This window comes from Saccharothrix mutabilis subsp. mutabilis (assembly GCF_039521145.1).
GTDB lineage: Bacteria > Actinomycetota > Actinomycetes > Mycobacteriales > Pseudonocardiaceae > Actinosynnema > Actinosynnema mutabilis.
Genome location: NZ_BAAABU010000022.1, coordinates 1 through 25,334, shown reverse-complemented (window position 1 = coordinate 25,334; position 25,334 = coordinate 1). Strand labels below are relative to the sequence as shown.

Here is a 25,334-nt window from a genome sequence, read left to right as displayed (position 1 = left end):
TCGTTGAATCCGCTGGTCAGGGCCTGGTCACGCGCCCTGGGCCGCGTCCAGTCGCTTGAGCGCCGCCCGCACGACCTCCGGGTCGTAGGTGGTCCAGAACGGCGGCAGCGACGCCCGCAGGAAGCCGCCGTAGCGGGCCGTGGCGAGCCTCGGGTCCAGGATCGCCACCACGCCCTTGTCGTTCATGGAACGCAGCAACCGGCCCGCGCCCTGCGCCAGCAGCAACGCGGCGTGCGTGGCCGCGACCGTCAGGAACCCGTTGCCGCCGCGCGACTCCACGGCCTTCTGCCGCGCCGACGCCAGCGGGTCGTCGGGCCGGGGGAACGGGATGCGGTCCATGACGACCAGCTGCAACGCCGGGCCGGGCACGTCCACGCCCTGCCACAGCGACAGCGTCCCGAACAGGCACGTGCGCGGGTCCTCGGCGAACCGCTTGACCAGCTGGCCCGTCGAGTCGTCGCCCTGGCACAGCACCGGGTGCTCCAGCTTGCCGCGCAGCGCCTCCGTGGCGGCCTTGGCGGCCCGCATCGAGGAGAACAGCCCCAGCGTGCGCCCGCCGGCGGCGTTGACCAGCCCTTCCAGTTCGTCCACATAGGACGGTGGCAGGCCGTCGCGGCCGGGCGGGGGCAGGTGCCTGGCCACGTAGAGGATGCCGCTGCTGCCGTGCTCGAACGGCGAGCCCACGTCCAGGCCCTGCCAGCGCGGCTGCCCGAGGTCCGACGGCGGCTCCTTGTCGGTGGCCGTGCCCTCGGCCTTGCGGGCGGCGGACGACGTGGGCAGGCCCCACTGGCGGGCCAGCGTGTCGAACGTGCCGCCCAGGGTCAGCGTCGCCGACGTGAGGATGGTCGTGCGCTTGCCGAACAGCCGCTCCCGCAGCAGCCCGCCGACCCCCAGTGGGGCGACGCGCAGCGACGGCGTGCGGTTCAGGCCCGAGTCGCCCGACACCCACACCACGTCGTGGTCGTCGTCGAACGCCTCCAGGATGCGGGCCGCGCTGTCGTGCACCTCGTCCAGCAGGGACAGCGCGAGCTTGCGCGCGGTGGCGCCCTCGACGTCCTCCTTGCGGTCCGGGCCGAGCGAGGTGATGCACGCGCGGGCGGCGTCCCTGGTGGCGCGCAGCGCGCCGGCCAGGGCCTGGGGGAGCGAGTCGAGGCGGCCGACGGGGGCGTCCTCCAGGATCATGCCCAAGCCATCGCCGGCCTCGGCCATCCGGTCGGCCACGGACTGGTCGATCAGCCGGCCGCAGCGCCGCGCCGCCGTCGAGACCAGGGACGCGCTCAGCTCCTCGGTGGCCACCGACGTGACCCGGTCCACCAGGTCGTGGGCCTCGTCGATCACGACCACGTCGTGGTCGGGCAGGACCTGGTAGCCCTCCAGGGCGTCGATGGCGAGCATCGCGTGGTTGGTGACCACCACGTCGGCCTTGCCGGCCTCGGCGCGGGCCCGTTCGGCGAAGCAGTCCTGGCCGACGGGGCACTTCGCCGCGCCCAGGCACTCGCGGGCGGTGACCGACACCTGCTTCCACGCCTGGTCGCTCACGCCCGGCACCAGCTCGTCGCGGTCGCCGGTCTCGGTGTCGGAGGACCACTCGTGCAGCCGCTTCACCTCGCGGCCCAGCCGGGACACGGCGAACGGGTCGAACAGGCCCGCGTCCTCCGGCTCGTCCGGCGCGCCGGTGTGGACGCGGTGCATGCACAGGTAGTTGCGGCGGCCCTTGAGGATCGCGAACCGGGGCTCGCGGCCCAGCTCCTTGCGCAGCGCCTGGCCCAGGCGCGGCAGGTCGCGGTCCACGAGCTGGCGTTGCAGCGCGATGGTCGCGGTGGAGATGACGACCGTGGACTCCTCGGCCACCGCGTGCCGGATCGCGGGCACCAGGTAGGCCAGCGACTTGCCGGTGCCGGTGCCCGCCTGCACGGCCAGGTGCTCGCCGGTGCGGATCGCGCGCTCCACCGCCTCGGCCATCGCGAGCTGGCCCTCGCGCTCGGCTCCGCCCACCGCCTCCACGGCGACGGCGAGCAGCGTTCTGGTGTCGGGGATCGCGGTGGTGGACGGCACGGCGAAGACGGTACCCGGCGGCGCCGTCAGAACTCGGCCAGCACTCGCCTGCCCAGTTCCACCGCGGCCCCGCGGTGCCCGTCGTGCAGGTCCCTGCCGGGGTCGTGCCGCGCCTCGACCAGCTCCTTGAGCGGACCGGCCAGGTCCGGCCAGTGCCGCCCGGCCAGCTCACCGGCGCGGGACTTGCCGACGATCTCCCCGGTCCGGATGGTGTGCCACAGCCGCGCCGGCCCGAACGCCAGCCACAGCAGGCCTTCCCGGAACACCGGCCCGCTCGCCGCCGCGCCCAGCTCGATCAACGGCGCCCAGTACTCGACCAGGTTCCGCCGGCACCACCGCTCGACCTCGGCGCGGGTGACGGCGAAGGCCGGGCGCGGCCCGCGCAGCGTCCGCGAGTAGTTGTTGAGCTGCTCCAACAGCACGGGCGTGACCTCGGCGGGCGTGGTGTTCAACCGCCCGTCGCGCCCCCACGGGCCGGGCCGCCCGTCGACCAGGTAGACCACGTCCAGCTCCAGGCTCTGCGCCTCGGCCAGCTTGCGCAGGTCGTCGTCGGAGGGCGGACGGGACAGCTCGACCACGAGGTCCAGGTCGGACCCGGGCGCCCGGTCGCCGAGCGCGGTGGACCCCACCACGTGCACGGCGGCGACCAGGCCCGGCGCCGACTCGTCCAGTAAGGCGACGTGGTCGCTCACTTGCGCTTCACCAGCGCCCACGCGGCCGGCAGCAGGCCCGCGGCGAGGGCGATCTTGACGGCGTCACCGATGAGGAACGGCGTCACGCCCAGGGCCAGCGCCTTGCCGAACCCGACGTTGGCGGCGGCCATCAGCCACGGCACGCCGAACGCGTAGATCACCAGGTTGCCCAGCGCCATCGTGCCGACCGTGCGCGGGACCGTCCGGTCCCCGCCGCGCGCGGCGAGGTGGCCGACCAGCACGCCGGCGAACACGAAGCCCACGACGTACCCGAGCGAGGCGGGCATCCCCGACGACGCGCCCTGGAACCACGGCACCCCGGCGACCCCGGCGATCAGGTACAGCACCATCGCGGCCCCACCGCGCTGCCACCCGAGCGCGGCGCCGACCAGCAGCGCGGCGAACGTCTGCCCGGTGATCGGCACCGGGCTGCCCGGCACCGGCACGGCGAGCTGGGCGGCCAACCCGGTCAACCCGGCCCCGGCCACGACCAGGGCGATGTCCCGGGCCACCGACCCCGGCACGAGGTCGGCCAGCACGCGGCGGGCGGGAACAGCGAGGACGGACACAGTGACCTCCCGTGGATCGACGTCGTCTGCGGAGGTTAACCGTCGATCACAGGTTCGGTCTTTGTCGAAGCTCTACAAAGTCGCCGATCTCACGTGTCCAGTGCCACCTTGCCGATCGGGCGCTCGGTGTTGCGCCGGGTCTTGGTCCAGCCGTTGCGACCGCGGACCAGGCGGCTCACGGCGCGCCACGACGTGATGTAGAAGGTGTAGATGTAGAGCGCGTACCCGAAGCCGTACAGCACCGCGCGCCCCGTGCTCAGCCCCGGCTCGCACCGAGCCCGGTACACCGGGCCCCACAGCACGAACGGCAGCAGGCCGAACGACCCGTACACCGCGAACAGGATCCACGCCCCCTCCGCGAGCCACTGCCACACCTCGCCCGGCGACGTCACCGCCCGGTGCCCCAGCAGCACCAGCGGGACCGGGTAGATCAGCGTCCCGAGCAGCTGCATCCACGGCTGGGCCAGGTAGTACATCATCTCCGCCGCGCCCAGCGTGGTCAGGTGCGGCGACGCCCAGATCCGGCGCACGTACCGCATGCACTGCATGGTCCCCTGGCCCCACCGCGTCCGCTGCGCCAGGAACCGCCGCAGGCTGTAGAGACCCTCCTGGTGCACGTGGGTGTCCATGGAGAACCCGGTCCGCCAGCCCGCCGTGAGCAGGTGCACGCCCAGCTCGAAGTCCTCCAGCAGCGACCCGCGCCACGGCTGACCGCCCGGCCCGGCGATGGCGTCCAGCGCGGACAGGCGGGTGAACTGGCCGTTGCCGCCCATGGAGATCGTGCCGGTGACGCCGCGGGAGAGCTGGATCGCCGCGATCGCCGTGCGGAACTCCAGGTCCTGCATGCGCACCAGCAGCGCCCCGAACACCGACCGCCACCGCGACACACCGGCCTGCCGCACCCCGGTGTTGACCATCCGCACGTCCACCTGCACCGCGCCGATCGTCGGGTCGCCGAACAGGTGGTCCGCCGCGCACACCTCCAGGCAGTTGGGCGCGGGCCGGCCGTCGGCGTCGACCACGACCACCACCGCGCGGTCGGCGTCGGCGTGCCGGCCCATCCACAGCTTGAGCGTGCGGTAGGCGTCGTTGAGCGCGTCGCCCTTGCCGGTGCGGGCGTTGGGCCGGTACCGGCGCACCAGGTGGATGTGCTTGTCGCCGCGGAAACCCCGCACCACGCCCACGGTCGCGTCGTCCGAGTCGTCGTCGATGACCCAGACGTGCGCGATGGGGAACATTTGCCGCAGGTAGCGGACGGTGTCGCCGACGACCGCCTCCTCGTCCCGGCACGGCACCAGGAAGTGCCACTCGAACCGGTCGGGCGGCCCGGTGGGCGCGGGCTTGTGCCGCAGGTACGGCACCACGATGAGGAACACGTAGGTCAGGAACGCGACGCTCATCGTCAGGGCGAGGGCCTGGGTGAACCCCAGGACGACGTCGAGGCTCACTTGCGCGTGGCCAGCCAGACGAACGCCACCAGCGCCGCCGCGCCGCCGAACACGCTCACCATCGAGCCGAGCAGGGTGTGGCCCCAGTAGTAGCCGGTGTCCACGCCCAGCGCGTCGACCAGGCCGACGAGCGTGAGCACGCGCAGCTGGTTGACGACGACCACGGCGGCGGTGGCGACGGCGAGCGCGGTGAGGACCCTGCGCGTGATGCGCGGGCGCAGCGCGATCATCACGGCGCCGACCAGCAACAACGGCAGGACGAGGAACGCGGACGTGCACTCCGGCGTCATGCGCAGGCCCAGCGGCGTGTCCGAGCCGAGTCCGAAGTAGACGGTCTGGCGCTCGGCGACCACCGCGACGCCGTCGCCGCTCAGGACGCTGAGCACCAGTCCGGACAACGCGATCTCGGCCGTCCGGTAGGCGCGGTGCAGCAGCACCAGCCCGGCGGCGGCCACCACCAGTGCGACGACCACCACCCGGTTGAGGTGTCCGGTCCGGGGCACGGCATACGCCACGGGAGAGTCCTTTCATCCGTCCGGGGACCGCCCGATCGGGCTACCCGAAGGTCATCGGCGGCTTCTTTTCCGGTCCTCACTCCCGGATCGGGTGAGAACGCGAGGGGCTTTCGGGCGGTTGATCGACTCTGAGTGGCCGCAGTTGGGCGGTTCGAGTGGACGCCGTCCCCCTTTACGGTCAGCAACCCTTAATCCGACGGGTGGAACGCCGATAGGGGCAAATGCTCGCACCGTGCACTCCCCGAGGTGCCCGACGCGTCCCGTTCGCCCCTGCTCGTCCGGTTCCGCGGCGGGCACGTCGAGTCGCGAGCCCGAGAACGTCCCGAGAGAGGAGCTCCATGCGTGTGCGAATGACGGGCTTGGCGGGTCTGGCCGCCTTGGCCGCCCTGCTGGCCGGCGCCACGCCCGCGTCCGCCGCCCCCGGTGACGCGTCCGCCTACGCGGCGAAGCTGGAACTGTCGCTGCTGGGCGGGAACGCGGTGTCGGCGGGACCGTTCGCCGCCGCCGACGCGAACGGCCCGACGACGGGCACGTTCGCGGCGGTAGACGTGCCGGGCGTGCTGAAGACCGGCGTGCTCGACGCGTCGGCGACCCGTGACGACAAGACCGGCGGCGTCCACTCCCGAGCGGTGACCGCCGACGTTCGCCTGGACCTCCTGGCGGCGGTGACGGGCGCGATCACCGCGAAGGCCGTCGAGGCCAGGTGCGACGCGACCCAGAAGGGCGTGGCCGGCGGGACGAAGCTGGTCGGCCTGGAGCTGGGCAAGCTGGGCACGGTCGACGCCGAGCCCGCGCCCAACACGGTGGTGGACGTGGACCTGGCCGGCGTGGACATCGCGAAGCTGGTGTTCAACGAGCAGGTCCGGCACGAGGACGGCAGCCTGACGGTCAACGCCGTGCACCTGACGCTGATCGGCGGCGTGCTGGGCGCGCTGGGGTCCGGCGACCTGGTGCTGTCGTCGGCGCGGTGCGGCCCGGCCGGCCTGCCGATCCCGATGGCGTCGGGCGCGGGCCTGTGGCTGGGCCTGGGGTTGCTGGGCTTGGTCGCGGTTCCGGCCGGGACGGTGGCGCTGTTCCGCCGCCGGGCGAAGGCCTGAGGGGCGGGTCGGTCGCGATGTACAAGGTCCCCGGTACCGGGGTCGCCGTGGGGACGGGCGTGGGGTCCCTGGCGGCGACCGGCGCGAGCGTGACGTGGTGGGTGGTCGCGGGCGTGGTGCTGCTGCTGGCAGGCGTGCTCCTGACCCACGCCACCCGCCGCCGCAACCGAGCCACACCCGAGAACACCTGATGCGAGCGGCGCCCGGCAGTGCACCCCCACACTCCCGGGCGCCGCGCCTTCCCGCACGCCCCACCCGACCTGCCGCGCCCCACGCCCACCCGCCGAGCCCCCAAGCCCGCCTGTTCTCCGCGCCGCCCGCTGCACCCAACCTGCCGCGCCCGTCCACCGAGTCCCCGCCAACCGTCCGCCGCGGCCCGGACTCGATGCCCGCCGCGCCCCCACGCCGCCCGGCCGCGGCCCCGCCCCCATCCGCCCCCACCGCACACCCGCCGTGGGCCCGCGTTCCTCCCTCTCTACGGGACGCGCGAGTGGCGACTTGGTCGCAGATCCTGCATGTCCCCGATCGGGTGATTCCGAACCCACCGTCCTCTGTGGTCCGAACCGATGCCCCCCACCGTACCCCGAGTCGGTGCGGAGGCCCCCTGCGAACGAAGGAGTCTGGTGAAGGAAGTCCTGCTGCTCGCGGGTACCCGGCCCGAAGCGGTGAAGATCGCGCCGGTTGCCCTCGCGTTGGCCGACCACCCCGTCCTGCGGCCGACCATTGTCCACAGTGGACAGCACTTCGGCATGGTGGAGCAGGCCCTTGGCGCGTTCGACCTCAAGGCCGACGTCGTGCTCGAAGTGCCCCGCGTCACCGGCAGCCAGGCCGAGCTGTTGTCCCGCCTGGTCCCCGCGTTCGACGAAGTCCTGCGCGTCCGGGACCCGGCCGTCGTCGTCGTGCAGGGCGACACGACCACCGCGCTGGCCGGCGCGCTGGCCGCCTTCTACCGGGGCATCGCCGTGGCGCACTTGGAAGCCGGGCTCCGCACCGGCGACCTCGGCGGGCCCTTCCCCGAGGAGGGCACGCGGCAGATGATCGCCCGGATCGCCGCCCTCCACCTCGCGCCCACCGACGACGCCGCGTCGGCGCTGGCGGGGGAGCGATTGCCGGCCTCGGACATCGTCGTCACCGGCAACACCGTGGTGGACGCCGTGCGCCTGGTGGCCGCCGCCGACCTGCCCGCGCGCGACCCCGTGCTGGTGGACCTGGAACACCAGCTCGACACCTCCGACGGGCGCCTCGTCCTGGTCACGGTGCACCGCCGCGAGTCGTGGGGCGCACCCCTGGAACGGGTCCTGCACGCCGTCCGCGCCCTGGCCGACCGGCACCCCGACGTGCGGGTGCTGCTGCCCGTCCACCCCAACCCGACCGTCCGGACGGCGGCGCGCCGGGTGCTCGGCGACCACGAGCGGATCGTCGTGTGCGGGCCGCTGGACTACCCCGACATGGTGCGGGCGTTGCGGCGCTCGTCCCTCGTGCTGACCGATTCCGGTGGCCTGCAGGAGGAAGCGCCGACGTTCGGCGTGCCGGTGCTGGTCCTGCGGTCGAGCACCGAGCGGATGCCGGCCGTGGACGCCGGGTGCGCCTGGCTGGTCGGCACCGACGTCACGCGCATCCTCGCCGAGGCCGGCTGGGTGCTCGGCTCGCGGCTGCGGCTGCCGCCGGGGCGCAACCCGTTCGGCGATGGCGCGGCGGCCCGCCGGGTGCGGGCGGCGTTGGAAAGGCTGGTCGGGCTGCCGGCGGCGTTTTCCACGGCATTGCCCATGCGCATTCCGTCCTGATGTTTATTGCGCTGCGTTATGTCTCACTCGATCGTGTATTCCCGTTTCCGCTCGCGGGTGATTTGCCCGGGAAAGAGGTTGGCACGCGAGTGCCCGTGGTCGATTAGTGGGGAAAAGCGTCACGAAGAAGGGCAACCCATGACACACACCCTTGCGCGCCGGGTCGGGGCGGTGGCCGCGGCGCTCGCGATCGGAGCGACCGGCACACCCGCGCTCGCCGCCGCACCGGCGGGCATCGCGTCCGCCGGCTCGGCCGACTTCACCAAGGACGGCCGACACGTCGTCGTGCCGCCCCACGCGCGCTGCGCGGTCGAGGGGCCCACGACCGCGTCGTCGCCGGCGGTGAGCGCGTCGGGCATCCGGTTCGGCGCGTCGGACTCGGCGTGCACCACCACCGTGGTCGACCCGGAGCACAACACCACCACCACGAAGTCCGAGGCCAACGGCACCGGCTTCGAACTGTCCGCGCTGGTGTCCGCGGGCGGCCCGCGGCTCAAGGTCGGCAAGTGGAAGGTCACCTGCGACGCGACCGACGCCGGCACCACGGCCGGCTGGTCGATGGGCGGGCTCAGCGGGTTCGCGGGGCTGCCCGAGCAGATCCCGAACAACCACGTGCACGAGGTGAAGAACGGCAACGGCACGGTGCTCGCGCGGGTCACGTTCAGCGAGGTGGTCACGCCCCAGCCGAACGACGGCAGCATCGCCCTGACCCTGGCGCACTTCCGCTTCACCCCGGAGTCGGGCGTGAGCGGGACGGTCAAGCTCGGCGAAACGGCCTGCGCCCCAACCCCGTGAGACGACCGACCTGGTGAGACCACCGGCCGGCCGGTGGTCGCCCCGGCCCCGTGAGGCGGCGCAGGGCTGTGGGCACTGCGGTGCGGGGGTGCTCTTGAGCGGAGCACCCCCGGATCCACGGTCAACCAGCGGGGTACGACAGAGGCGGGGCTACGGCACGTGGGGCGTTCCCGCCAGCGCCACGCCGGCTTCGCGGAGCTGGGTCAGCGCCGTGTCCACGGTCGCCGACGCCACGCCGGCGGTCAGGTCCAGCAGGACCGTCGTCGTGAAACCGGCCGCCGCCGCGTCCAGGGCCGTCGCCCGCACGCAGTGGTCGGTCGCGATGCCCACCACGTCCACGTCGGTCACCCCGCGCGCCCGCAGCCACTCGGCCAACCCCTCGCCGCCGCCGGTCGCGCCCTCGAAGCCCGAGTACGCCGCCGCGTGCGCGCCCTTCGAGAACACCGCCGACACCGGGGCCACGTCCAGCTCCGGGTGGAACGACGCGCCGGGCGTCCCGGCCACGCAGTGCACCGGCCACGACTCCACGAAGTCCGGCGTCGCGCTGAAGTGCGCGCCGGGGTCGACGTGGTAGTCCCGGGTCGCCACCACGTGGTCGTACCCGCTCGACGCCAGGTGCGCCGAGATGGCCGCCGCCACCGCCGCGCCGCCCGCGACCGGCAGCGACCCGCCCTCGCAGAAGTCGTTCTGGACGTCCACCACGATCAGTGCCTTGGCCATCTGCAACTCCCTACAGGAACGTGGTCGGGATGGCGGGTTCGCCGCGGGAGAGCTTGAGGCCCTCCCACGGCACGCTCACCAGGGCGGCGCGCAACCGCTCCCGGCTCTCCGCCAGCGTGTCGAGCCCGGCCACCCGCTGTCCACCGCGGACCAGCGGGACGGGCAGCACCCGGTCGTGCGGTCCCAGCTCGGGCACCTCCGCGGCCGGGAACACCACCTCTTCCAACGCGGTCCCGGTCTCCTTGTGCCGCCGCAGCGCGTTCTTGCGGCCGCCGCGGGACTCCTTGTGCGACGACCGCTTCGCCACCGGCCGGCCGTCGACCTCCACCAGCTTGTAGACCATCCCCGCGGTCGGCGCGCCCGACCCGGTGACCACGGACGTGCCCACGCCGTACGCGTCCACGGGCTCGGCGCGCAGCGCGGCGATCGAGTACTCGTCCAGGTCGCCGGACACGACGATGCGCGTGTTGCGCGCGCCCAGCGAGTCCAGCTGGTCGCGCGCCTGCCGGGCCAGCACGCCCAGGTCGCCCGAGTCGATCCGGATCGCGCCCAGGGCCGGCCCCGCGATCTCCACCGCGGTCTTGATGCCGTTGGTGATGTCGTAGGTGTCCACCAGCAGCGTCGTGCCCGCGCCCAGCGCCTCGACCTGGCTGCGGAACGCCGCCTCCTCGCTGTCGTGCAGCAGGGTGAACGCGTGCGCGCACGTCCCGGCGGTCGGGATGCCGTGCCGCCGCGCCGCCTCCAGGTTCGACGTCGCCGTGAACCCCGCCAGGTACGCGGCGCGCGCGGACGCGACGGCCGCGTCCTCGTGCGTCCGGCGCGACCCCATCTCGATCATGCGGCGGCCGTTCGCCGCGCCCACCATGCGGGCGGCGGCGGAGGCGATCGCGCTGTCGTGGTTGAGGATCGACAGGGCCAGCGTCTCCAGCACCACGCCCACGCCGAACGGGGCCCGCACGGACAGGATCGGCGAACCCGGGAAGTACAGCTCGCCCTCCGGGTACCCGTCCACGTCCCCGGTGAACCGGTAGTCCGCGAGCCAGTCCAGCGTCGCCCGGTCGACCACGTCCGTGCGCTCCAACAGCTCCAGCTCGGCCTCGCCGAAGCGGAACGCCTCGATCGCGTCCAGCAGGCGCCCGGTGCCCGCGACCACCCCGTACCGCCTGCCCTCCGGCAACCGGCGGGCGAAGACCTCGAAGACGCACGGCCGGTCGGCGGTGCCGTCGCGCAGGGCAGCGGCGAGCATCGTCAACTCGTAGTGGTCCGTGAACAGCGACGTCGACATGAGCCAGAAGCCTAGGCTCGGGCGCCGCGTGAGGGCGGCAGGTGGCCCTATGGGCTCCGCCACGGACCGGAACATGACACCATTGGCGGTATGACCACGCCCGTCGAGCATGAGCGGACGCAGGTTGACCCGTCGCCGGTGGACGTCCGCACGGAGGACCGTCCCTGGCAGACGCTGGTCTGGAACGACCCGGTGAACCTGATGTCCTACGTGACGTACGTGTTCCAGAAGCTGTTCGGGTACAGCCGGGACCACGCGACGAAGTTGATGCTGGACGTGCACCACAAGGGCAAAGCGATCGTGTCATCCGGTTCGAAGGACAAGGTGGAGGCGGACGTGGCGAAACTGCACGCGGCCGGCCTCTGGGCGACGATGCAGCGTTCGTCGTGAGGAAGTGGACGAGGGTCGGCGACGCGGTGGTCGGCCGGTTCGACCGGCAGGAAGCCGCCGTGGTGCGCGGTCTGGTGAGCCAGATCCAGGACATGCTCCTGGCCCGCGCGGAAGAGGCGCCGCAGGACGAGTTGGCGGCGCTGACGGGGATCCGGACCGGACCCTCGACACCGCCGGACGACCCGATCCTGGGCCGGCTGCTGCCCGACTTCCACCGCCTGGACCCCGACGCGCCCGATCCGGCCGAAGTGGACTCCGCGAACGCCCTGCGCTCCCTGCACGAGCCCGACCTGCTGGACGCCAAGACGGCGGCGGCGGCGGTCGTGCTGGACACGTGCCCGGCCGACGGCGGCGAGGTGCGCCTGGCGTCCGCGCAGGCCGAGGCCTGGCTGGCGGCGCTCAACGACGTCCGCCTGGCGCTGGGCACGGCCCTGGACGTCCAGGAGGACATGCCCGACGAACTCCCGCCCGACGACCCGCGCTCCCCGCACCTGGGCGTCTACCACTGGTTGACGTGGGTGCAGGAGACGCTGGTCGAGGCGGTCATGGACTGATGCCGGCCGAACGCGCCACCGGGCCGGCCGAACGCGCCACCGGCGCGGCGGTCGTGCCGGCCGGACGGGTCGCGGGGGCGGCAGGCGTGTTGGTCGGTCGGGTGGCGGGGGCGGCGGTCGTGCTGGCCCCCGGCGGGGTGGCGGCGGGCGTGGACACGCGGGGCGCGCCCGTGGGCACCCGCGAACTGGACCTGCTCGACCCGTCCGCGCTGGTCCAGCGGGTGCACGCGGTCGTCCTCTCAGAAGCCCCGTCCACCCCGAACGGCGTGGTGCGGTGGCTGGCCGAGCGCGGGCACGGGTTCCCCGTGGACGGCGGCGTCGTGCCCATCGTGTGCGCGGCGGCGGTCGGCGGTCCCGGCGAGGACGTCGGGCACGCGGCGTGCGAGGCCGCCGTCGAGGTCGCGGCGCCCCCGGCGGTGGTGTTCGTGGGCGAGACGGCGGCGGCGGTCGTCGTGGTGGACGCCGAACTGGACAAGGCCGGGTGCCGGCGGGTCGCCATGTCGGCGCACGACGGGCTGGTCCGGGCCGGGGTGCGGGTGCCGGCGACGGTGTTCGCGCTGGCCACCGGGGTCGCGACCGGGGCGCCGCTGGACGCGCTGTGCACCGGAGCGGCGAACGACGTGTTCCGGGCGGTCCCCTGAGGTACCCGGTCCGGTATGAACCGGGTCAAGCGGGTTTTGCGGTGGGTTGAGGACAACAAGGCGCTCGACCGGGTGGCCGGGGCGGTGGCCGAGGCCATCCCTTCGGGGGTCCGCAGCTCCCGGCTGCTGCGCGGGGAGCCGATGGGGCACCCCGCGCACCCGGCGGCCGTGCTCCTGCCGCTGGGGATGTTCGCGGCCTCGAACGTGCTGGACCTCCTGCCGGGCGAGGGCAAGGCGGCGCGGGCGCTGATCGGGATCGGGCTGGCGACCGCGCCGGTGGCCATCGCGACCGGCCTGGCCGAGTACGCCACGCTCGACGAGCGGCAGCGGCGCACGGCGTTCGTGCACCTGGCGGCCAACGCGGCGGCCAACCTGCTCTACCTGACCTCGTTCCGGCTGCGCGGGCACGGGTTCGGCGTCGTCGGGCGGGTCGTCTCCGGCATCGGGATGGGCGTGCTCACCGCCGGCGGCCTGGTCGGCGGCCACCTGGCCTACGCGCAGGCGGCGGGCGTGGAGCGCGAACCGGTGTAGTGCCGGTTCTCACACAGCGGGACACCTTCCGCCACCACGTAGGATGGGGGTGTGCTGGTGATCCGCCGTGACCTCGTCGACGCGATGGTGGCGCACGCCCGTCGTGACCACCCCGACGAGGCGTGCGGGATCATCGCGGGCCCCGAGGGCTCCGACCGCCCCGAGCGGTTCATCCCCATGGACAACGCCGAGCGCTCCCCGACCTTCTACCGGTTCGACTCGATGGAGCAGCTCCGCGTCCACCGCGAGATGAGCGCCAACGACGAAGAGACGATCGTCGTCTACCACTCGCACACCGCGACCGAGGCCTACCCGTCGCGGACCGACGTCTCGTACGCGAGCGAGCCGCAGGCGCACTACGTCCTCATCTCCACCAGGGACCCGGAGACGCACGAGCTGCGCTCCTACCGGATCGTTGACGGCGTCGTCACCGAAGAACCGGTCGAGGTCGTCGAGTCGTACATGTTCGCGCACACGGGCGCGGACGACACGCCCGACTGTCCCTGAGCGCGCGTCCCCGCTCGACCCCGTAAAAATCCCGGCTCCTCTCCCGGAGGTCCCAGCATGGCTGTCACCGTCTCCATCCCCACGATCCTGCGCACGCACACCGGCGGGCAGAAGTCCGTCGAGGCGTCGGGCACCACGCTCGCGCAGGTCATCGACGACCTGGAGAACAACCACGGTGGCTTGAAGGCGCGCCTGGTCAAGGAAGGCACGCTGCACCGGTTCGTCAACGTGTACGTCAACGACGAGGACGTCCGCTTCGCCGGCGGCCTCGAGGCGGCGGTGAAGGACGGCGACACCGTCACGATCCTCCCGGCCGTCGCCGGGGGCTGATCCCGGTGGCCCGGTACGAGTCGCTGCTCGACGCGGTCGGCGGCACGCCCCTGGTGGGGCTGCCCCGGCTGTCGCCGGCCAAGGACGTGCGGCTGTGGGCGAAGCTGGAGGACCGCAACCCGACCGGCTCGATCAAGGACCGCCCGGTCCTGATGATGATCGAGGAAGCCGAGCGGGAGGGCCGCCTGCAACCCGGCTGCACGATCCTCGAACCGACCTCCGGCAACACCGGCATCGCGCTGGCGATGGTCGCGAAGCTCAAGGGCTACGGCCTGGTCTGCGTGATGCCGGAGAACACCTCCGCCGAGCGCAAGCAGCTGCTCCAGGCCTACGGCGCGCGGATCGTGTTCTCACCGGCGGCGGGCGGCTCGAACCAGGCCGTCGCGCGGGCGAAGGAACTCGCCGCCGAACACCCCGAGTGGGTGATGCTCTACCAGTACGGCAACCCGTCCAACCCCGGCGCGCACTACGAGACCACCGGCCCGGAGATCCTCAAGGACCTGCCCACGATCACGCACTTCGTGGCGGGCCTGGGGACCACCGGCACCCTGGTCGGCGTGGGCCGGTACCTGCGCGAGCAGAAGCCGGACGTGCAGGTCGTCGCCGCCGAGCCCCGCTACGGCGAGCTGGTGTACGGCCTGCGCAACCTCGACGAGGGCTTCGTGCCCGAGCTGTACGACGCCGAGGTCCTGACCGGCCGCTACTCCGTGGGCTCCTACGACGCCCTGCGCCGCACCCGGCAGCTGCTGGAGGTCGAGGGCATCTTCGCGGGCATCTCGACCGGCGCCATCCTGCACGCGGCGCTGGCCGTGGCGGAGAAGGCCGCGCAGCGCGGCGAGCGGGCCGACGTGGCCTTCGTCGTGGCGGACGCGGGGTGGAAGTACCTGTCCACCGGCGCCTACGCGGGCACGCTGGACGAGGCGGCGGAACGCCTCGACGGCCACCTCTGGGCCTGACCCCGCGGTGGGGGGTCCACGGGCTCCCCACCGCGACGCGTTCGGGATGCCGGAGTGCTTTTCCGGCCCTCGGATGAAATGCGGGAACCGCTATTGGGCCACCCGTTTTCCGCAATTTTGCCGCCCCTGCGGACTGCTATCGTGCCGATCATGCGGTTGACCGTCCTCGGCTGCGCGGGCAGCGCTCCCGGGCCCGATCTGCCCACGTCCGGGTACCTGGTCGAGGCCGGTGGGGTGCGGATCGCCGTGGAGTTGGGCGGCGGGGTCTTCGGGGCGTTGCAGCGGTACTGCGACCCCTTCCGGTTGGACGCCGTGCTGCTGTCGCACCTGCACCTGGACCACTGCGCGGACTTCAGCGCCCTGACCACCTACCTGCGCCACCACCCGGCCCCGCCGAAGACCTTCGGCCGGCTGCCGGTCTTCGCCCCCTCGCACGCACCCGGGCGGCTGGCCAACGCGCACGCCGCGTCGGAGGAGGAGTTGGCGGCCCTGAGGCTGTCCGACACCTACGACTTCGTGCCGTTGAAAGCCGGCCGGTTCGACGTGGGCGGCGTGTCGATCGACGTGGCGGCGATGCGGCACATCTGCGAGGCGTACGCGTTCCGGATCGCGGTCGGGGGCAAGTCGCTCGTGTTCACCGGCGACACCGTGCCGTGCCCCGAACTGGTCGAGCTGGCGCGCGGCGCGGACCTGCTGCTGGCCGACGCCGCGTGGCGGGAACAGGCCGGGCGGGCGAACTACCTGCACATGAGCGGCCACGAGGCCGGGGCGGTGGCCGAGGAGGCCGGCGTCGGGCGGCTGGTGATCACGCACGTGTTGCCGTGGTCGGACCGCAACGGTGTGCTGGAGGACGCCGTCGAGTCGTTCACCGGCCCGGTGGCGCTGGCCGAACCCGGTGCCGTGTACGCATTCTGACCGGCACCCGCACTGACCGGCACCGCTTTGAGCGGTACGCGTTCCAACCGGCGCGCGTTCCAATCGGTGCGCGTTCCAACCGGGGCCGGTGGGCGTTCTAGCCGGCGAAGGAGTGTGACATCTGGCCCTCGCCGGCCCCGCCGACCACCAGCACCGACCCGGCCAGCTCGGTCAGCGCCTCGCCGGACAGGCCCGTCCGGGCCGTGGTCACGTACAGGTCGGTCAGGTCCGGGCCGCCGAACGCGCACGCCGTCGGCTGGCCCACCGGCAGCTCGATCTCGGTGTCCAGACGGCCGTCCGGCGTGTACCGGCGCACCGCCGCCCCGCCCCACAGCGCCACCCAGATCGCGCCCGACGCGTCCACGCACAGGCCGTCGGGCAGGCCGCGGTCCACCTCCACCACGGTCCGGCGGTTGGTGGCGGAACCGGAGTCCCGGTCGTAGTCCAGGACGTCGATCCGGCGGGTCGCCGAGTCCACGTAGTACATGGCGGTGGCGTCCGGGCTCCAGCCGATGCCGTTGCTGACGCGCACGTCGTCCACCACGACCTTCGCGTCGCCCGACGGCTCGACGCGCACCAGCCAGCCGCCGGGGTCCTCGTCGTAGCGCATGGTCCCGGCCCACAGCCGGCCCGCCGGGTCCACCGCCGCGTCGTTGCCGCGGTAGCCGTCGCGCGCCCAGTAGACCAGCCACGTCTTGGTGCCGTCCGGGTCCACCAGGGCGATGCCGTCGCGCAGGTTCAGCACCAGGCCGCCGCGCGTCCGGGGCTTGGCCGCGCCCACGTGCTGGGGGACGTCGAGGACCGCGTCCTGGTCGCGCGCGGGGGAGTAGCGGTGCACCTCGCTGCGCAGGACGTCGACCCACAGGAGGGTGCCGCTGCCGTGGTCCCACGTGGGACCTTCACCCAGTTCGGCTTCCGCCCGCACCGCAACGTCGATCGACACCGGGACAGCCTAGGCTCCGCGACGGCCCCGCCCGACCGGATCGGTGTGACTTGCTACACCGTCGAGCCGCCGAATCCACCCGGATGGCCGCGCGCCGGCGACGGCAACCATCCGCGCGCCCCGACTGGTAGTACCGGCGAGGCGGTCGCGCGGAGGGGGACTTGAGTGGAACCACCCGAGGGGTTCGAGGAGTTCGTGGCGGGCGCCTCGCCGCGCCTGCTGCGCACCGCGTACCTGCTGACCCGCGACGCCGGGCACGCCGAGGACCTGTTGCAGGCGTCGCTGACCAAGGCCTGGCTCGCGTGGCGGCGCGTGCAGGGCGACCCGGAGCCGTACGTGCGCCGGATCATCGTCAACACCTACGCCACGTGGTGGCGACGCCGGTGGCGCGGCGAGGAACCCACCGACGTGCTGCCCGAACCGACCGGCCTGGCCCCGCAGAACGCGGTGGACGAGCACGACTGGCTGTGGCGCCTGCTCGGCACCCTGCCGCGCCGCCAGCGGGCCGTGCTGGTGCTGCGGTTCTACGAGGACCTGACCGAGGCGCAGGTGGCGCACGCGCTCGGCGTCTCGGTCGGCACGGTGAAGTCCCAGACCAGCAAGGCCCTCGCCCGGCTGCGGGTGGACCCGTCCGTGCGGGGGCAGTTCGACGGGGAAGGGGTGCGCGGGTGAAGACGCACGACCTGAGCCAGGTCTTCCACGACCACGCCGACCCGCCCGGGGACACCCCGCACGCCGCGCGCATGGCCGCGGTGCGCGCGCGGGTCCGCGGCGTCCGCCGGCGGCGGGCGTTCGTCGCCGCGGCGTGCGTCGTGCTGGCCCTGGTGGGCGGGGCGCTCGCGGCGACCCCGAACCGCACCGACTCCCAACCCGCCGCCCCGGAACCGTTCCCCGAGCACATCGTCGGCAGTCGGGTCGTCGCCCAGACCACCGGCCGCACCCCGGAGCCGTTGACGCTCGCCTTCACCCCCTCCGGCGACCCGGCGGACGTCCGGCTGTTCGTCCGCTGCGACATCGACGCCAAGGACGTCCTCAAGGTGTCGCTCGCCGTCGACGGCAAGGAGGTGCGGCTGTTCGGCTGCGACAAGGAGCCCGGCGGCTTCGGCAGTCTCGCCTTGAGCGAGAGCCTGGTGGCCGGCCGGCGGGCGGTGGTCCGGCTGACCGTGCTCGGGCGCGTCACCGGTCCGCCGAACACCGCCGCGGAGGTCGCCGACGTCGAGCCGGCCGCGGACGGCATCCCGGTGGCGCTGGCGGTCGGCCGGCGGGTCCCGATCACCGAGTACCCGATGCCGCCGGCGCCGGAGAAGCCGGTCGAGGTCGACCACCTCGTGCACCCGGCGGACGTGGTCCTGCGTTCCGACCCCGCCGACCCGAACCTGCCGCAGAAGGTCGTCGTCCCGTGGCGGACCGTGACCCGGCTGCACGTCGTCTGGGGCTCACCCGGTCGCATCAAGGTCTTGATCGGCGGAGTCCTGGTCGACGACGGCGCGAGCTACTCCTACGGTGCGACCGGTCGCATCGACGCCTCCGGCCACAACCCGCCGGACCTCGTGCCGGGGCAACCGGTCGAGATCAGCGTCGTCCCCGAGGGGCAGCGCGGCGAGTGGGCGGTGATGGTCGACATGGGTGGCTGAACCGGCGTCCCGGACCACGCCGAACGCACGTAGCCTGGAAGCGTGCACCCGGCCCCAGTGGCGCAGAAGTCGCCCGCCCAGCGCGTGATCCCGCCCCGACCGCTGCTGTCCGCGGTCGTCGTGGCGGGGTTCGTCGGGCTGCTGTTCGTGGTCGAGGCGATCGACACCGTCCTGTTCGGCGCGCTGGACGACGACGGCGTGATCCCGCGCGACTTCACCGAGTGGGACAACATCATCTGGGCGCCGATGCTGCACGGCGGCTGGGAGCACCTGGCCGGCAACGCCGTGCCGCTGCTCATCCTCGGCTTCCTCGCCACCTCCGGCGGCATCAAGCAGTTCGCCCAGGTCACCGTCGTCATCTGGCTGACCGCGGGCCTGGGCACCTGGGTCGTCGGCGCGGCGGGCAGCCACATCGGGGCGTCCGGGCTGGTGTTCGGGTTCCTGGTGTTCCTGCTGGTGCGCGGGCTGTTCGTGCGCTCGCCGTGGCAGATCGTGGTGGCGGTGGCGGTGTTCGCCGCCTACGGCGCGGTGCTGTGGGGCGTGCTGCCGGGCCAGCCGGGCATCTCCTGGGAGGGGCACCTGTTCGGCGCGCTCGGCGGGGTCCTCGCGGCCTGGGGCGTGGCGCGCGACGCGAAGCGGGCGGGGGTCGCGTGAGCGCCGCCGACGCGCCCATCGGGATCTTCGACTCCGGCGTGGGCGGGCTGACCGTCGCACGGGCGATCATGGACCAGCTGCCGCAGGAGAGCATCCGGTACGTCGGCGACACCGCCAACGGCCCGTACGGCCCGCTGCCCATCGCCCAGGTGCGCAAGCACGCCCTGGAGGTGGCCGACCGGATCGTGGAGGACGGCGCCAAGCTGCTCGTCATCGCCTGCAACACCGCGTCGTCGGCGTGCCTGCGCGACGCCCGCGAGCGCTACGACATCCCGGTCGTGGAGGTGGTGCTGCCGGCCGTGCGGCGGGCCGTCGCCACCACCCGCACCGGCCGGGTCGGCGTGATCGGCACGCAGGGCACCATCGCCTCCGGCGCCTACCAGGACGCCTTCGCCGCGGCCCGGGACGTCGAGGTCACCGCCGTCGCGTGCCCGAGGTTCGTGGACTTCGTGGAACAGGGCACCACCTCCGGCCGCCAGGTCCTCGGCCTCGCCCAGGCCTACCTGGAGCCCCTGCAACGCGCGGAGGTGGACACCGTGGTCCTCGGCTGCACCCACTACCCGCTGCTCACCGGCGTGGTCCAGATCGTCATGGGCGACGGCGTGACCCTGGTCTCCAGCGCCGAGGAGACCGTGAAGGACGTGGTCCGCGTGCTCAACGAGCGCGACCTGTTCCGCAGCGGACCGCCCGACCTGCGCTTCGCCAGCACCGGCCCGGTGGACAAGTTCACGCGGCTGGCCCACCGATTCCTGCCCGGCCTGGAAAACGCCACCTTCCACCCCCACGAATGACCTGGCACTCTCCAACGGTGCTGTTGACCATCCTCGGCTGCTCGGGCAGCCTGCCGGGGCCGCAGGGCCCCGCATCCGGCTACCTCGTCGAGGCGGACGGCTACCGGCTGGCGCTCGACCTGGGCAACGGAGTGCTGGCGGCGCTCCAGGTGCACTGCGACCCGTTCTCCCTCGACGCACTGCTGTTCTCGCACCTGCACCCGGACCACTGCGCGGACTTCACCACGCTCGCCGTCATGCGCCGGTACCACACCCACCCGCCGCACGACACGTCCGCGCGCAGGCTGCCGGTGCACGCCCCGTCCGACGCGCCGCGCCGCTTCGCCCGCGCCTACGCCGAGAGCGACGAAGAACTCCGCACCGCCGACCTCACCGACGTCTTCGACTTCCACGCCCTGGGCCCGAACCCGACGACCGTCGGCCCGTTCACCATCACCGCGGCCCGCGTCGACCACCCCGGCGAGTGCTACGGCTTCCGCATCGCCACGGCCGGCGCGGTCCTGGCGTTCACCGGCGACTCCGGCCCGTGCGCCGCCCTGCGGTCCCTGGCGGAGGGCGCGGACGTGCTGCTGTCCGAAGCGACCTGGACCCACGCCGACGACCGCCCGCCCGGCGTGCACATGTCCGGCACCGACGCCGGCCGGCTCGCCGCCGACGCCGGCGTGGGCCGACTCCTGCTGACCCACATCGCACCGTGGACCGATCCCGACGTGGTCTTGGCCGAAGCCAGAACCGAGTTCACCGGACCGGTCGAAGTCGTGCGGCAGGGCGGGAAGTACGAGGTTGACGAGCCGGTCGTGCGGGTAATAGGCGGCCATGGCACTTGATGTCGTCGAGTTGATCCTGAACGACCACCGCAGGTTCGAGGAGCTGTTCCGCGAGTTGCGCGACCGCTCCTCGGACCGCCCCGCCCTGCTGGGCGAGCTGGCCGCGCTGCTCGTCGCCCACGCCGAGGCCGAGGAGTCCGAGGTGTACCCGGCGTTGAAGCGGTACAAGGAGGTGGACGGCGACGAGGTCGACCACGGCGCGGAGGAGCACGCCGAGGGCCACCAGGCGCTGCTGGCGCTGATGGAGGTGGCCGACACCGCGTCGGAGGAGTGGGAGGACAAGCTGGAGGAGCTGGTCGAGGCGCTCAACCACCACGTCGACGAGGAGGAGCGGACCATCCTCAACGACGCCCGCGAGCAGGTGCCCGCCGAGCGCCGCGCCGAGCTGGCCAAGGCCTTCCACGCCGCCCGGCAGGAACGGCTGGACGACGACTGCGGCGACATCGAGCACGTGCGCAAGATCGCAAGGGCCACCGCCGACCGCATCGACTAACGTCGGTGGCGTGTCGAACGTCGAGGTGCGCCGGGTCGGACAGCACGATTTCGTGGCCACGAACGACCGGGGCGCGTCCGTGCGCGTCGGCCGGGCGGGCGCGGAGGGCGCGTTCACGCCCGTCGAACTGCTGCTCGCGGCGGCGGCGGGCTGCGCGATCGTGACCGCCGAGACCCTGGTGACCCGCCGGGTCGACGGCGAGCTGACCGCGCGGGCGGACGACGTGCGGCCGGCGGGCGCGCACGAGCTGGACGCCGTGCCGGTGACGCTGGACTACGACGTGTCGCGGTTGGACGAAGAGCAGCGCGCCGCGCTGGAAGCCGCCGTGCGCCGGGCGATCGACCAGCTGTGCACCGTCACCCGGACGCTGAAGAAGGCCCCGCCGACCCCGTTGCACACGCCGTGATCGACGAGTCGGTCACCATCGACGCGCCGCCGTCGGACGTGTGGCGGGCGTTGGTGTCGCCCGAGGGCTGGTGGCCGCACATGCGGCTGTCGGCGACGTCGTTCGAGGAGCGCTGGACCGACTCCGACGGCACCCGCAAGGTCACCTCCGGCCAGGTCGTCGGCCGCGACGAGCCGCGCAGGCTCGCGCTCACGTGGGCCGACGAGGACTGGCCGACGCACACCGAGGTCGAGGTGACGCTGACCCCGGTCCCCGGCGGCACCCTGGTCCGCGTGCGCCACACCGGGTGGACGCCCCTGCTCGAACTCGTGGCCGCGCACCGCGACGGCTGGCGGGCGCACCTGGGCGACCTGAAGGCCTGGGTCGAGCGCTGACCTACTGCCCGACGCCGGTCCACACCGCCGTCGAACCGCTGTGCCCGATGCGGACCGTCTGCACCGTCGCCGCCGCGCCGGCCGCGACGACCAGCACGGCCACCACCACCGAGATCCGCCGCCACGTCCTGGGCACGTTCGTGTCGTCCGCGGCGGCCGTCCGCTCGCGGTCCGCCAGCCGCCCGGCCACCAGCAGCGCCACGACCACCACGAAGAACCCGAGCGCGAACGGCAGCAGGTCGTTCCCCAGCTCGGCGTGCCGCCTGATCAGCGGGTTCTCCAGCCCCGCCAGCCGCGCCTCCAACTGCTCGCCGGTCTTCTGCGCGGGCAGGACCGCGCCCACGCCGAGCACCGTGACACCCAGCAGCGGCCACGCGTAGCGCTGCCGCCACCGGGGCACCACCGCCAGGGCGGCGGCGGCCACCGCCGCCAGCGGCAGGAGCACCACGACCGCGTGGACCAGCAGCGGGTGCGCCGGCAGACCGAAGACCGTCACCAGGTCGTCTGCGAGTGCCATGCCTCTCCCTACGCCAGTGGGACGTTCCCGGGTTCAGCGCCTTAGGGTAGTGCCGTGCTGAGGACCGATGGCAGGAACGACGACGTGCTGCGCGACATCCGGATCACGCGGGGCTACCAGCAGTGGCCCGCGGGTTCGGTCCTGATCGAGTTCGGCAACACGCGGGTGCTGTGCGCGGCGAGCGTGACCGAGGGCGTCCCCCGGTGGAGGTCCGGATCGGGCCTCGGCTGGGTGACGGCCGAGTACGCCATGCTCCCGTCCGCGACCCACAGCCGCAGCGACCGCGAGTCGGTGAAGGGCCGCATCGGCGGTCGCACCCACGAGATCTCCCGGCTGATCGGCCGGTCCCTGCGGGCGTGCATCGACCTGGCGGCGCTGGGCGAGAACACCATCGTCATCGACTGCGACGTCATCCAGGCCGACGGCGGCACCCGCACCGCCGCCATCACCGGCGCGTACGTGGCCCTGGCCGACGCCGTCACCTGGCTGGCCGCCGCCGGCCGCCTGGCCGACCCGCAGCCGCTGTCGTGCGCGGTGTCGGCGGTGTCGGTGGGCGTCGTGGACGGCCGGGTCCGGCTGGACCTGCCCTACGAGGAGGACTCGCGGGCGGAGGTGGACATGAACGTCGTCGCCACCGACGCGGGCACGCTGATCGAGGTCCAGGGCACCGGCGAGGGCGCGACCTTCGCCCGGTCCACTCTGGACAAGATGCTGGACCTGGCGCTGGTGGGCTGCGCGGAGCTGAACCGGTTGCAGTCGCAGGCGCTGGCCCTGCCCTACCCCGGTGTGCTGCCCGAGCCGAAGGGCAAGAAGAAGTGAAGCTCCTGCTGGCGTCCCGGAATGCCAAGAAGCTGGGCGAACTGCGCCGCATCCTCGCCTTCGAGGGCCTGGAGGGCATCGAGGTGCTGGGCCTGTCCGACGTGCCGGAGTTCCCGGAGGCGCCGGAGACCGAGCCGACGTTCGAGGGCAACGCCCTGCTCAAGGCGCGGGACGCCTTCAACGCCACCGGCCTGCCGTCGGTCGCCGACGACTCGGGCATCGCGATCGACGCCCTCAACGGCATGCCCGGCGTGCTGTCGGCCCGCTGGTCGGGTCGGCACGGCGACGACCTGGCCAACCTGGAACTGGTGCTCGGCCAGCTGCGCGACGTGCCCGACGAGCGGCGCGGCGCGGCGTTCGTGTGCACGGCGGCCCTGGTCGGCCCGGACGGGCTGGAAGTGGTGGTGCGCGGCGAGTGGCGCGGCGAGATCACCCGGGAACCGCGCGGCGCCAACGGCTTCGGCTACGACCCGATCTTCCGGCCCGAGGGGCACGAGGTGACGTCGGCCGAGCTGACCCCGGAGGAGAAGGACAAGCTCTCCCACCGGGGCCGGGCGCTGCGCCTGCTGCTGCCCGAGCTGCGCAAGCTCAACGCCGGCAGCTGATCTTGACGCCGGGGCCGGTTCGCGCGGCACGCCGCAGCCCTCCCGCGGGTGCTCCAGGATCGCTGTCGCGTCACCGGTTTCCGGCCCGGTGACGGCCCCTCCCCAGGTCCAAGGTAACCCGGGTCGGTGCCTCACGTCGTCGCGGCGACCGACACGACACCCACTCCCGCGGCGATCAGCGCCATGCCCACGAGCACGGCGGGCGAGATGGGGTCGGCGAACAGCACGCGCCCCATGACGGCCACGAGCGCGATGCCGCCGCCCGCCCACACCGCGTAGGTGATCGCGACCGGCAGCCCGAGCCGGATCACCTGGGACTCCAGGTAGAACGCGGCGGCGTAGCCGGTGATCAGACCGACGGTGGGGAGGGTCTTGGTGAAGCCGTCGGAGGCCTTCAGGCACAGCGTGGCGAAGACCTCGAAGCCGATGGCGAGGGTGAGCAGGATCCACTTCAACATGTCGGGTGTCCCGAGCGGTTGTGTTCGGTTGTGGGAGGCGTCGGTGCAACGCCCGCGTCAACCGCCGCGAGTGGGGAAGTGGACCCGGATGACGAACTTGGAACGGGGGGCGTCGGGTGTCGTCGCGCGACACACGGTTATCACCCTTACAGAGGTCTGAGCGGCCCTCGTGGCCTGTCCTCGACCCCCAGTGTACCCGCCGCGCGGCGTTCCGGCGGCGGGTACGGCCTGGTCAGGCGGGCAGCTCGCGCAGCAGCTTGGCGACGTGGCCGGTGGCGCGCACGTTGTACATGGCCTTGGCGACCTTGCCCTCGGGGTCGATCAGGAAGGTCGAGCGGATCACACCCATGACCGTCTTGCCGTAGTTCTGCTTCTCCCCGAACGCGCCCCACTCGGCGAGCACCTTGCGCTCGGGGTCGGAGAGCAGGGGGAAGTTGACCCCTTCGGCCGCGGCGAACTTGGCGAGCTTCTCCGGCTTGTCGGGCGAGATGCCGACGACGTCGTACCCGGCGGACGCGAGCTCCCCGATGCTGTCCCGGAAGTCGCAGGCCTGCTTGGTGCACCCGGGCGTGCCGGCGGCGGGGTAGAAGTAGACGACCACGGACCGGCCGAGGTAGTCGGAGAGCGAGACGGGCTTGCCCTCGCTGTCGGGCAGGGTGAACGCCGGGGCCTGGTCGCCGACGGACAGGCGCTTCTGCTCGGTCATGCGCCAACGCTACAGGTGCGCCCACCCAAGCCTCCCCCGACACCCGCCACCAGCCCCGTCGAACGGCCGCGCGAAGCGCAAGGCCCTTCCGCGCCGCAGGCGCACTCTTTGATGGGCTCCAAAGCCCAAAGGAAGGGCCTCGGTTCGTTCCCCGTACGGCCTGGGCGCAGCCCAACCGCGCTTCCGCCTTCTCCGCAACCACGCTTCACCGGTTGCGGAGAAGGCGGAAGGGTGGTTGCCTCCGGCAGGCCGTACGGGGAACGAACCGACGCCCTTCCACCCCCGGGGGCCTGCCGCGCGGCGAGCGCCGCTTTTCGCTCTTC

33 protein-coding genes are annotated in these 25,334 nt (G+C 73.2%); 22 read left to right on the top strand and 11 right to left on the bottom strand.

The genetic code is table 11. From position 1 onward, the window contains the following. Positions 1 to 27: 27 nt before the first annotated feature. From ABD126_RS31505 to xrtP, 5 genes are all read right to left on the bottom strand, one after another. Positions 28 to 2,055: an ATP-dependent DNA helicase gene (locus tag ABD126_RS31505; protein ID WP_486374855.1), complete on the bottom strand. Its 2,028-nt coding sequence runs from the start codon at positions 2,053 to 2,055 to the stop codon at positions 28 to 30. Positions 2,056 to 2,081: 26 nt separating this feature from the next. After that, positions 2,082 to 2,747, bottom strand: a complete 666-nt coding sequence (locus ABD126_RS31500) for a nucleotidyltransferase domain-containing protein (protein WP_343937867.1) — start codon at positions 2,745 to 2,747, stop codon at positions 2,082 to 2,084. Next, positions 2,744 to 3,316, bottom strand: a complete 573-nt coding sequence (locus tag ABD126_RS31495) for a biotin transporter BioY (RefSeq protein ID WP_343937865.1) — start codon at positions 3,314 to 3,316, stop codon at positions 2,744 to 2,746. The genes ABD126_RS31500 and ABD126_RS31495 overlap by 4 nt, the downstream gene beginning before the upstream one ends. An 89-nt stretch (positions 3,317 to 3,405) precedes the next feature. Then, positions 3,406 to 4,764, bottom strand: coding sequence for an XrtP-associated glycosyltransferase (locus ABD126_RS31490; protein WP_486374854.1), 1,359 nt, complete (start codon positions 4,762 to 4,764; stop codon positions 3,406 to 3,408). Next, positions 4,761 to 5,279 (bottom strand): exosortase P, encoded by a 519-nt coding sequence (xrtP, locus tag ABD126_RS31485; RefSeq protein ID WP_343937862.1) that lies wholly within the window; start codon positions 5,277 to 5,279, stop codon positions 4,761 to 4,763. Before xrtP ends, ABD126_RS31490 begins: the two co-directional genes overlap by 4 nt. Positions 5,280 to 5,617: 338 nt before the next feature. On the opposite strand from xrtP, the gene ABD126_RS31480 reads away from it, so the two are divergent. From ABD126_RS31480 to ABD126_RS31465, 4 genes are all read left to right on the top strand, one after another. After that, entirely contained in the window at positions 5,618 to 6,376 is a 759-nt protein-coding gene (locus ABD126_RS31480) for a choice-of-anchor protein CoaP (RefSeq protein ID WP_343937860.1), read from the top strand. A 17-nt stretch (positions 6,377 to 6,393) separates the two neighbouring features. Further along, entirely contained in the window at positions 6,394 to 6,567 is a 174-nt protein-coding gene (locus ABD126_RS31475; protein ID WP_343937858.1) for an LPXTG cell wall anchor domain-containing protein, read from the top strand. A 432-nt stretch (positions 6,568 to 6,999) separates the two neighbouring features. Next, positions 7,000 to 8,160, top strand: coding sequence for a non-hydrolyzing UDP-N-acetylglucosamine 2-epimerase (wecB, locus tag ABD126_RS31470; protein WP_343937856.1), 1,161 nt, complete (start codon positions 7,000 to 7,002; stop codon positions 8,158 to 8,160). Positions 8,161 to 8,298: 138 nt separating this feature from the next. After that, positions 8,299 to 8,955: a hypothetical protein gene (locus ABD126_RS31465; RefSeq protein ID WP_343937854.1), complete on the top strand. Its 657-nt coding sequence runs from the start codon at positions 8,299 to 8,301 to the stop codon at positions 8,953 to 8,955. 150 nt (positions 8,956 to 9,105) lie between these two features. Here ABD126_RS31465 and ABD126_RS31460 read toward each other — a convergent pair whose 3' ends face one another. Both ABD126_RS31460 and ABD126_RS31455 read right to left on the bottom strand, forming a co-directional pair. Beyond that, positions 9,106 to 9,675 (bottom strand): isochorismatase family protein, encoded by a 570-nt coding sequence (locus ABD126_RS31460; protein WP_343937852.1) that lies wholly within the window; start codon positions 9,673 to 9,675, stop codon positions 9,106 to 9,108. A gap of 10 nt (positions 9,676 to 9,685) precedes the next feature. Continuing rightward, the gene (locus ABD126_RS31455) at positions 9,686 to 10,960 is read right to left on the bottom strand and encodes a nicotinate phosphoribosyltransferase (protein WP_343937850.1); all 1,275 of its coding nucleotides are present in this window, start codon (positions 10,958 to 10,960) and stop codon (positions 9,686 to 9,688) included. A gap of 90 nt (positions 10,961 to 11,050) precedes the next feature. Between ABD126_RS31455 and clpS the strand changes: the two genes are divergently transcribed. The 8 genes from clpS (at position 11,051) to ABD126_RS31415 (ending at position 15,784) form a co-directional block, all read left to right on the top strand. After that, complete coding sequence (gene clpS, locus ABD126_RS31450; protein ID WP_121222535.1) at positions 11,051 to 11,350, top strand: ATP-dependent Clp protease adapter ClpS; 300 nt, start codon at positions 11,051 to 11,053, stop codon at positions 11,348 to 11,350. After that, positions 11,347 to 11,904 carry a DUF2017 domain-containing protein gene (locus ABD126_RS31445; RefSeq protein WP_343937848.1) on the top strand — a complete coding sequence of 186 codons (558 nt, stop codon included), beginning with the start codon at positions 11,347 to 11,349 and terminating at the stop codon, positions 11,902 to 11,904. The genes clpS and ABD126_RS31445 overlap by 4 nt, the downstream gene beginning before the upstream one ends. Next, positions 11,904 to 12,545, top strand: coding sequence for a peptidase S58, DmpA (locus ABD126_RS31440; RefSeq protein WP_343937846.1), 642 nt, complete (start codon positions 11,904 to 11,906; stop codon positions 12,543 to 12,545). Before ABD126_RS31445 ends, ABD126_RS31440 begins: the two co-directional genes overlap by 1 nt. Positions 12,546 to 12,560: 15 nt before the next feature. Beyond that, complete coding sequence (locus ABD126_RS31435) at positions 12,561 to 13,076, top strand: DUF2231 domain-containing protein (protein WP_343937844.1); 516 nt, start codon at positions 12,561 to 12,563, stop codon at positions 13,074 to 13,076. A 51-nt stretch (positions 13,077 to 13,127) separates the two neighbouring features. Further along, complete coding sequence (locus ABD126_RS31430; protein ID WP_281276619.1) at positions 13,128 to 13,583, top strand: M67 family metallopeptidase; 456 nt, start codon at positions 13,128 to 13,130, stop codon at positions 13,581 to 13,583. A 57-nt stretch (positions 13,584 to 13,640) separates the two neighbouring features. Next, a complete protein-coding gene (locus ABD126_RS31425; protein WP_343937841.1) occupies positions 13,641 to 13,913 on the top strand; it encodes a MoaD/ThiS family protein in 273 nt (90 codons plus the stop codon). Between the two features lie 5 nt (positions 13,914 to 13,918). Next, positions 13,919 to 14,869: a PLP-dependent cysteine synthase family protein gene (locus ABD126_RS31420; RefSeq protein WP_343937839.1), complete on the top strand. Its 951-nt coding sequence runs from the start codon at positions 13,919 to 13,921 to the stop codon at positions 14,867 to 14,869. A gap of 150 nt (positions 14,870 to 15,019) precedes the next feature. After that, on the top strand, positions 15,020 to 15,784 hold the full coding sequence (locus ABD126_RS31415) for an MBL fold metallo-hydrolase (RefSeq protein WP_343937837.1): 765 nt from the start codon (positions 15,020 to 15,022) through the stop codon (positions 15,782 to 15,784). A 97-nt stretch (positions 15,785 to 15,881) separates the two neighbouring features. Here the strand turns inward: ABD126_RS31415 and ABD126_RS31410 are convergent, their stop codons facing one another. Beyond that, on the bottom strand, positions 15,882 to 16,727 hold the full coding sequence (locus ABD126_RS31410) for an SMP-30/gluconolactonase/LRE family protein (RefSeq protein WP_343937835.1): 846 nt from the start codon (positions 16,725 to 16,727) through the stop codon (positions 15,882 to 15,884). Positions 16,728 to 16,892: 165 nt separating this feature from the next. On the opposite strand from ABD126_RS31410, the gene ABD126_RS31405 reads away from it, so the two are divergent. The 8 genes from ABD126_RS31405 to ABD126_RS31370 are packed head-to-tail and all read left to right on the top strand — an operon-like array spanning position 16,893 to position 21,906. Further along, positions 16,893 to 17,399, top strand: coding sequence for a SigE family RNA polymerase sigma factor (locus ABD126_RS31405; RefSeq protein ID WP_343937833.1), 507 nt, complete (start codon positions 16,893 to 16,895; stop codon positions 17,397 to 17,399). Next, a complete protein-coding gene (locus tag ABD126_RS31400) occupies positions 17,396 to 18,361 on the top strand; it encodes a hypothetical protein (RefSeq protein ID WP_343937831.1) in 966 nt (321 codons plus the stop codon). Before ABD126_RS31405 ends, ABD126_RS31400 begins: the two co-directional genes overlap by 4 nt. Positions 18,362 to 18,403: 42 nt before the next feature. Further along, positions 18,404 to 19,015: a rhomboid family intramembrane serine protease gene (locus ABD126_RS31395; RefSeq protein ID WP_343937829.1), complete on the top strand. Its 612-nt coding sequence runs from the start codon at positions 18,404 to 18,406 to the stop codon at positions 19,013 to 19,015. Continuing rightward, entirely contained in the window at positions 19,012 to 19,806 is a 795-nt protein-coding gene (murI, locus tag ABD126_RS31390; RefSeq protein ID WP_343937827.1) for a glutamate racemase, read from the top strand. The genes ABD126_RS31395 and murI overlap by 4 nt, the downstream gene beginning before the upstream one ends. A 17-nt stretch (positions 19,807 to 19,823) precedes the next feature. Further along, a complete protein-coding gene (locus tag ABD126_RS31385) occupies positions 19,824 to 20,633 on the top strand; it encodes an MBL fold metallo-hydrolase (protein ID WP_343937825.1) in 810 nt (269 codons plus the stop codon). Beyond that, the gene (locus tag ABD126_RS31380) at positions 20,623 to 21,126 is read left to right on the top strand and encodes a hemerythrin domain-containing protein (RefSeq protein ID WP_343937823.1); all 504 of its coding nucleotides are present in this window, start codon (positions 20,623 to 20,625) and stop codon (positions 21,124 to 21,126) included. Before ABD126_RS31385 ends, ABD126_RS31380 begins: the two co-directional genes overlap by 11 nt. A gap of 10 nt (positions 21,127 to 21,136) precedes the next feature. Beyond that, positions 21,137 to 21,532: an OsmC family protein gene (locus ABD126_RS31375; protein ID WP_343937821.1), complete on the top strand. Its 396-nt coding sequence runs from the start codon at positions 21,137 to 21,139 to the stop codon at positions 21,530 to 21,532. Beyond that, entirely contained in the window at positions 21,529 to 21,906 is a 378-nt protein-coding gene (locus ABD126_RS31370; RefSeq protein ID WP_343937819.1) for an SRPBCC family protein, read from the top strand. The genes ABD126_RS31375 and ABD126_RS31370 overlap by 4 nt, the downstream gene beginning before the upstream one ends. A gap of 1 nt (position 21,907) precedes the next feature. On the opposite strand, the gene ABD126_RS31365 is transcribed toward ABD126_RS31370, so the two are convergent. Further along, a complete protein-coding gene (locus tag ABD126_RS31365; RefSeq protein ID WP_343937817.1) occupies positions 21,908 to 22,423 on the bottom strand; it encodes a DUF2231 domain-containing protein in 516 nt (171 codons plus the stop codon). A gap of 54 nt (positions 22,424 to 22,477) precedes the next feature. Between ABD126_RS31365 and rph the strand changes: the two genes are divergently transcribed. Together rph and rdgB are read left to right on the top strand one after the other, a co-directional pair. Then, complete coding sequence (gene rph, locus ABD126_RS31360) at positions 22,478 to 23,242, top strand: ribonuclease PH (RefSeq protein ID WP_343937815.1); 765 nt, start codon at positions 22,478 to 22,480, stop codon at positions 23,240 to 23,242. Continuing rightward, positions 23,239 to 23,847, top strand: coding sequence for an RdgB/HAM1 family non-canonical purine NTP pyrophosphatase (rdgB, locus tag ABD126_RS31355; protein WP_343937813.1), 609 nt, complete (start codon positions 23,239 to 23,241; stop codon positions 23,845 to 23,847). The genes rph and rdgB overlap by 4 nt, the downstream gene beginning before the upstream one ends. A gap of 131 nt (positions 23,848 to 23,978) precedes the next feature. Here rdgB and ABD126_RS31350 read toward each other — a convergent pair whose 3' ends face one another. Together ABD126_RS31350 and bcp are read right to left on the bottom strand one after the other, a co-directional pair. Next, positions 23,979 to 24,305: a DMT family transporter gene (locus ABD126_RS31350; protein ID WP_343937811.1), complete on the bottom strand. Its 327-nt coding sequence runs from the start codon at positions 24,303 to 24,305 to the stop codon at positions 23,979 to 23,981. Positions 24,306 to 24,537: 232 nt separating this feature from the next. Further along, positions 24,538 to 25,011 (bottom strand): thioredoxin-dependent thiol peroxidase, encoded by a 474-nt coding sequence (bcp, locus tag ABD126_RS31345; RefSeq protein ID WP_343937809.1) that lies wholly within the window; start codon positions 25,009 to 25,011, stop codon positions 24,538 to 24,540. Positions 25,012 to 25,334 lie beyond the last annotated feature (323 nt).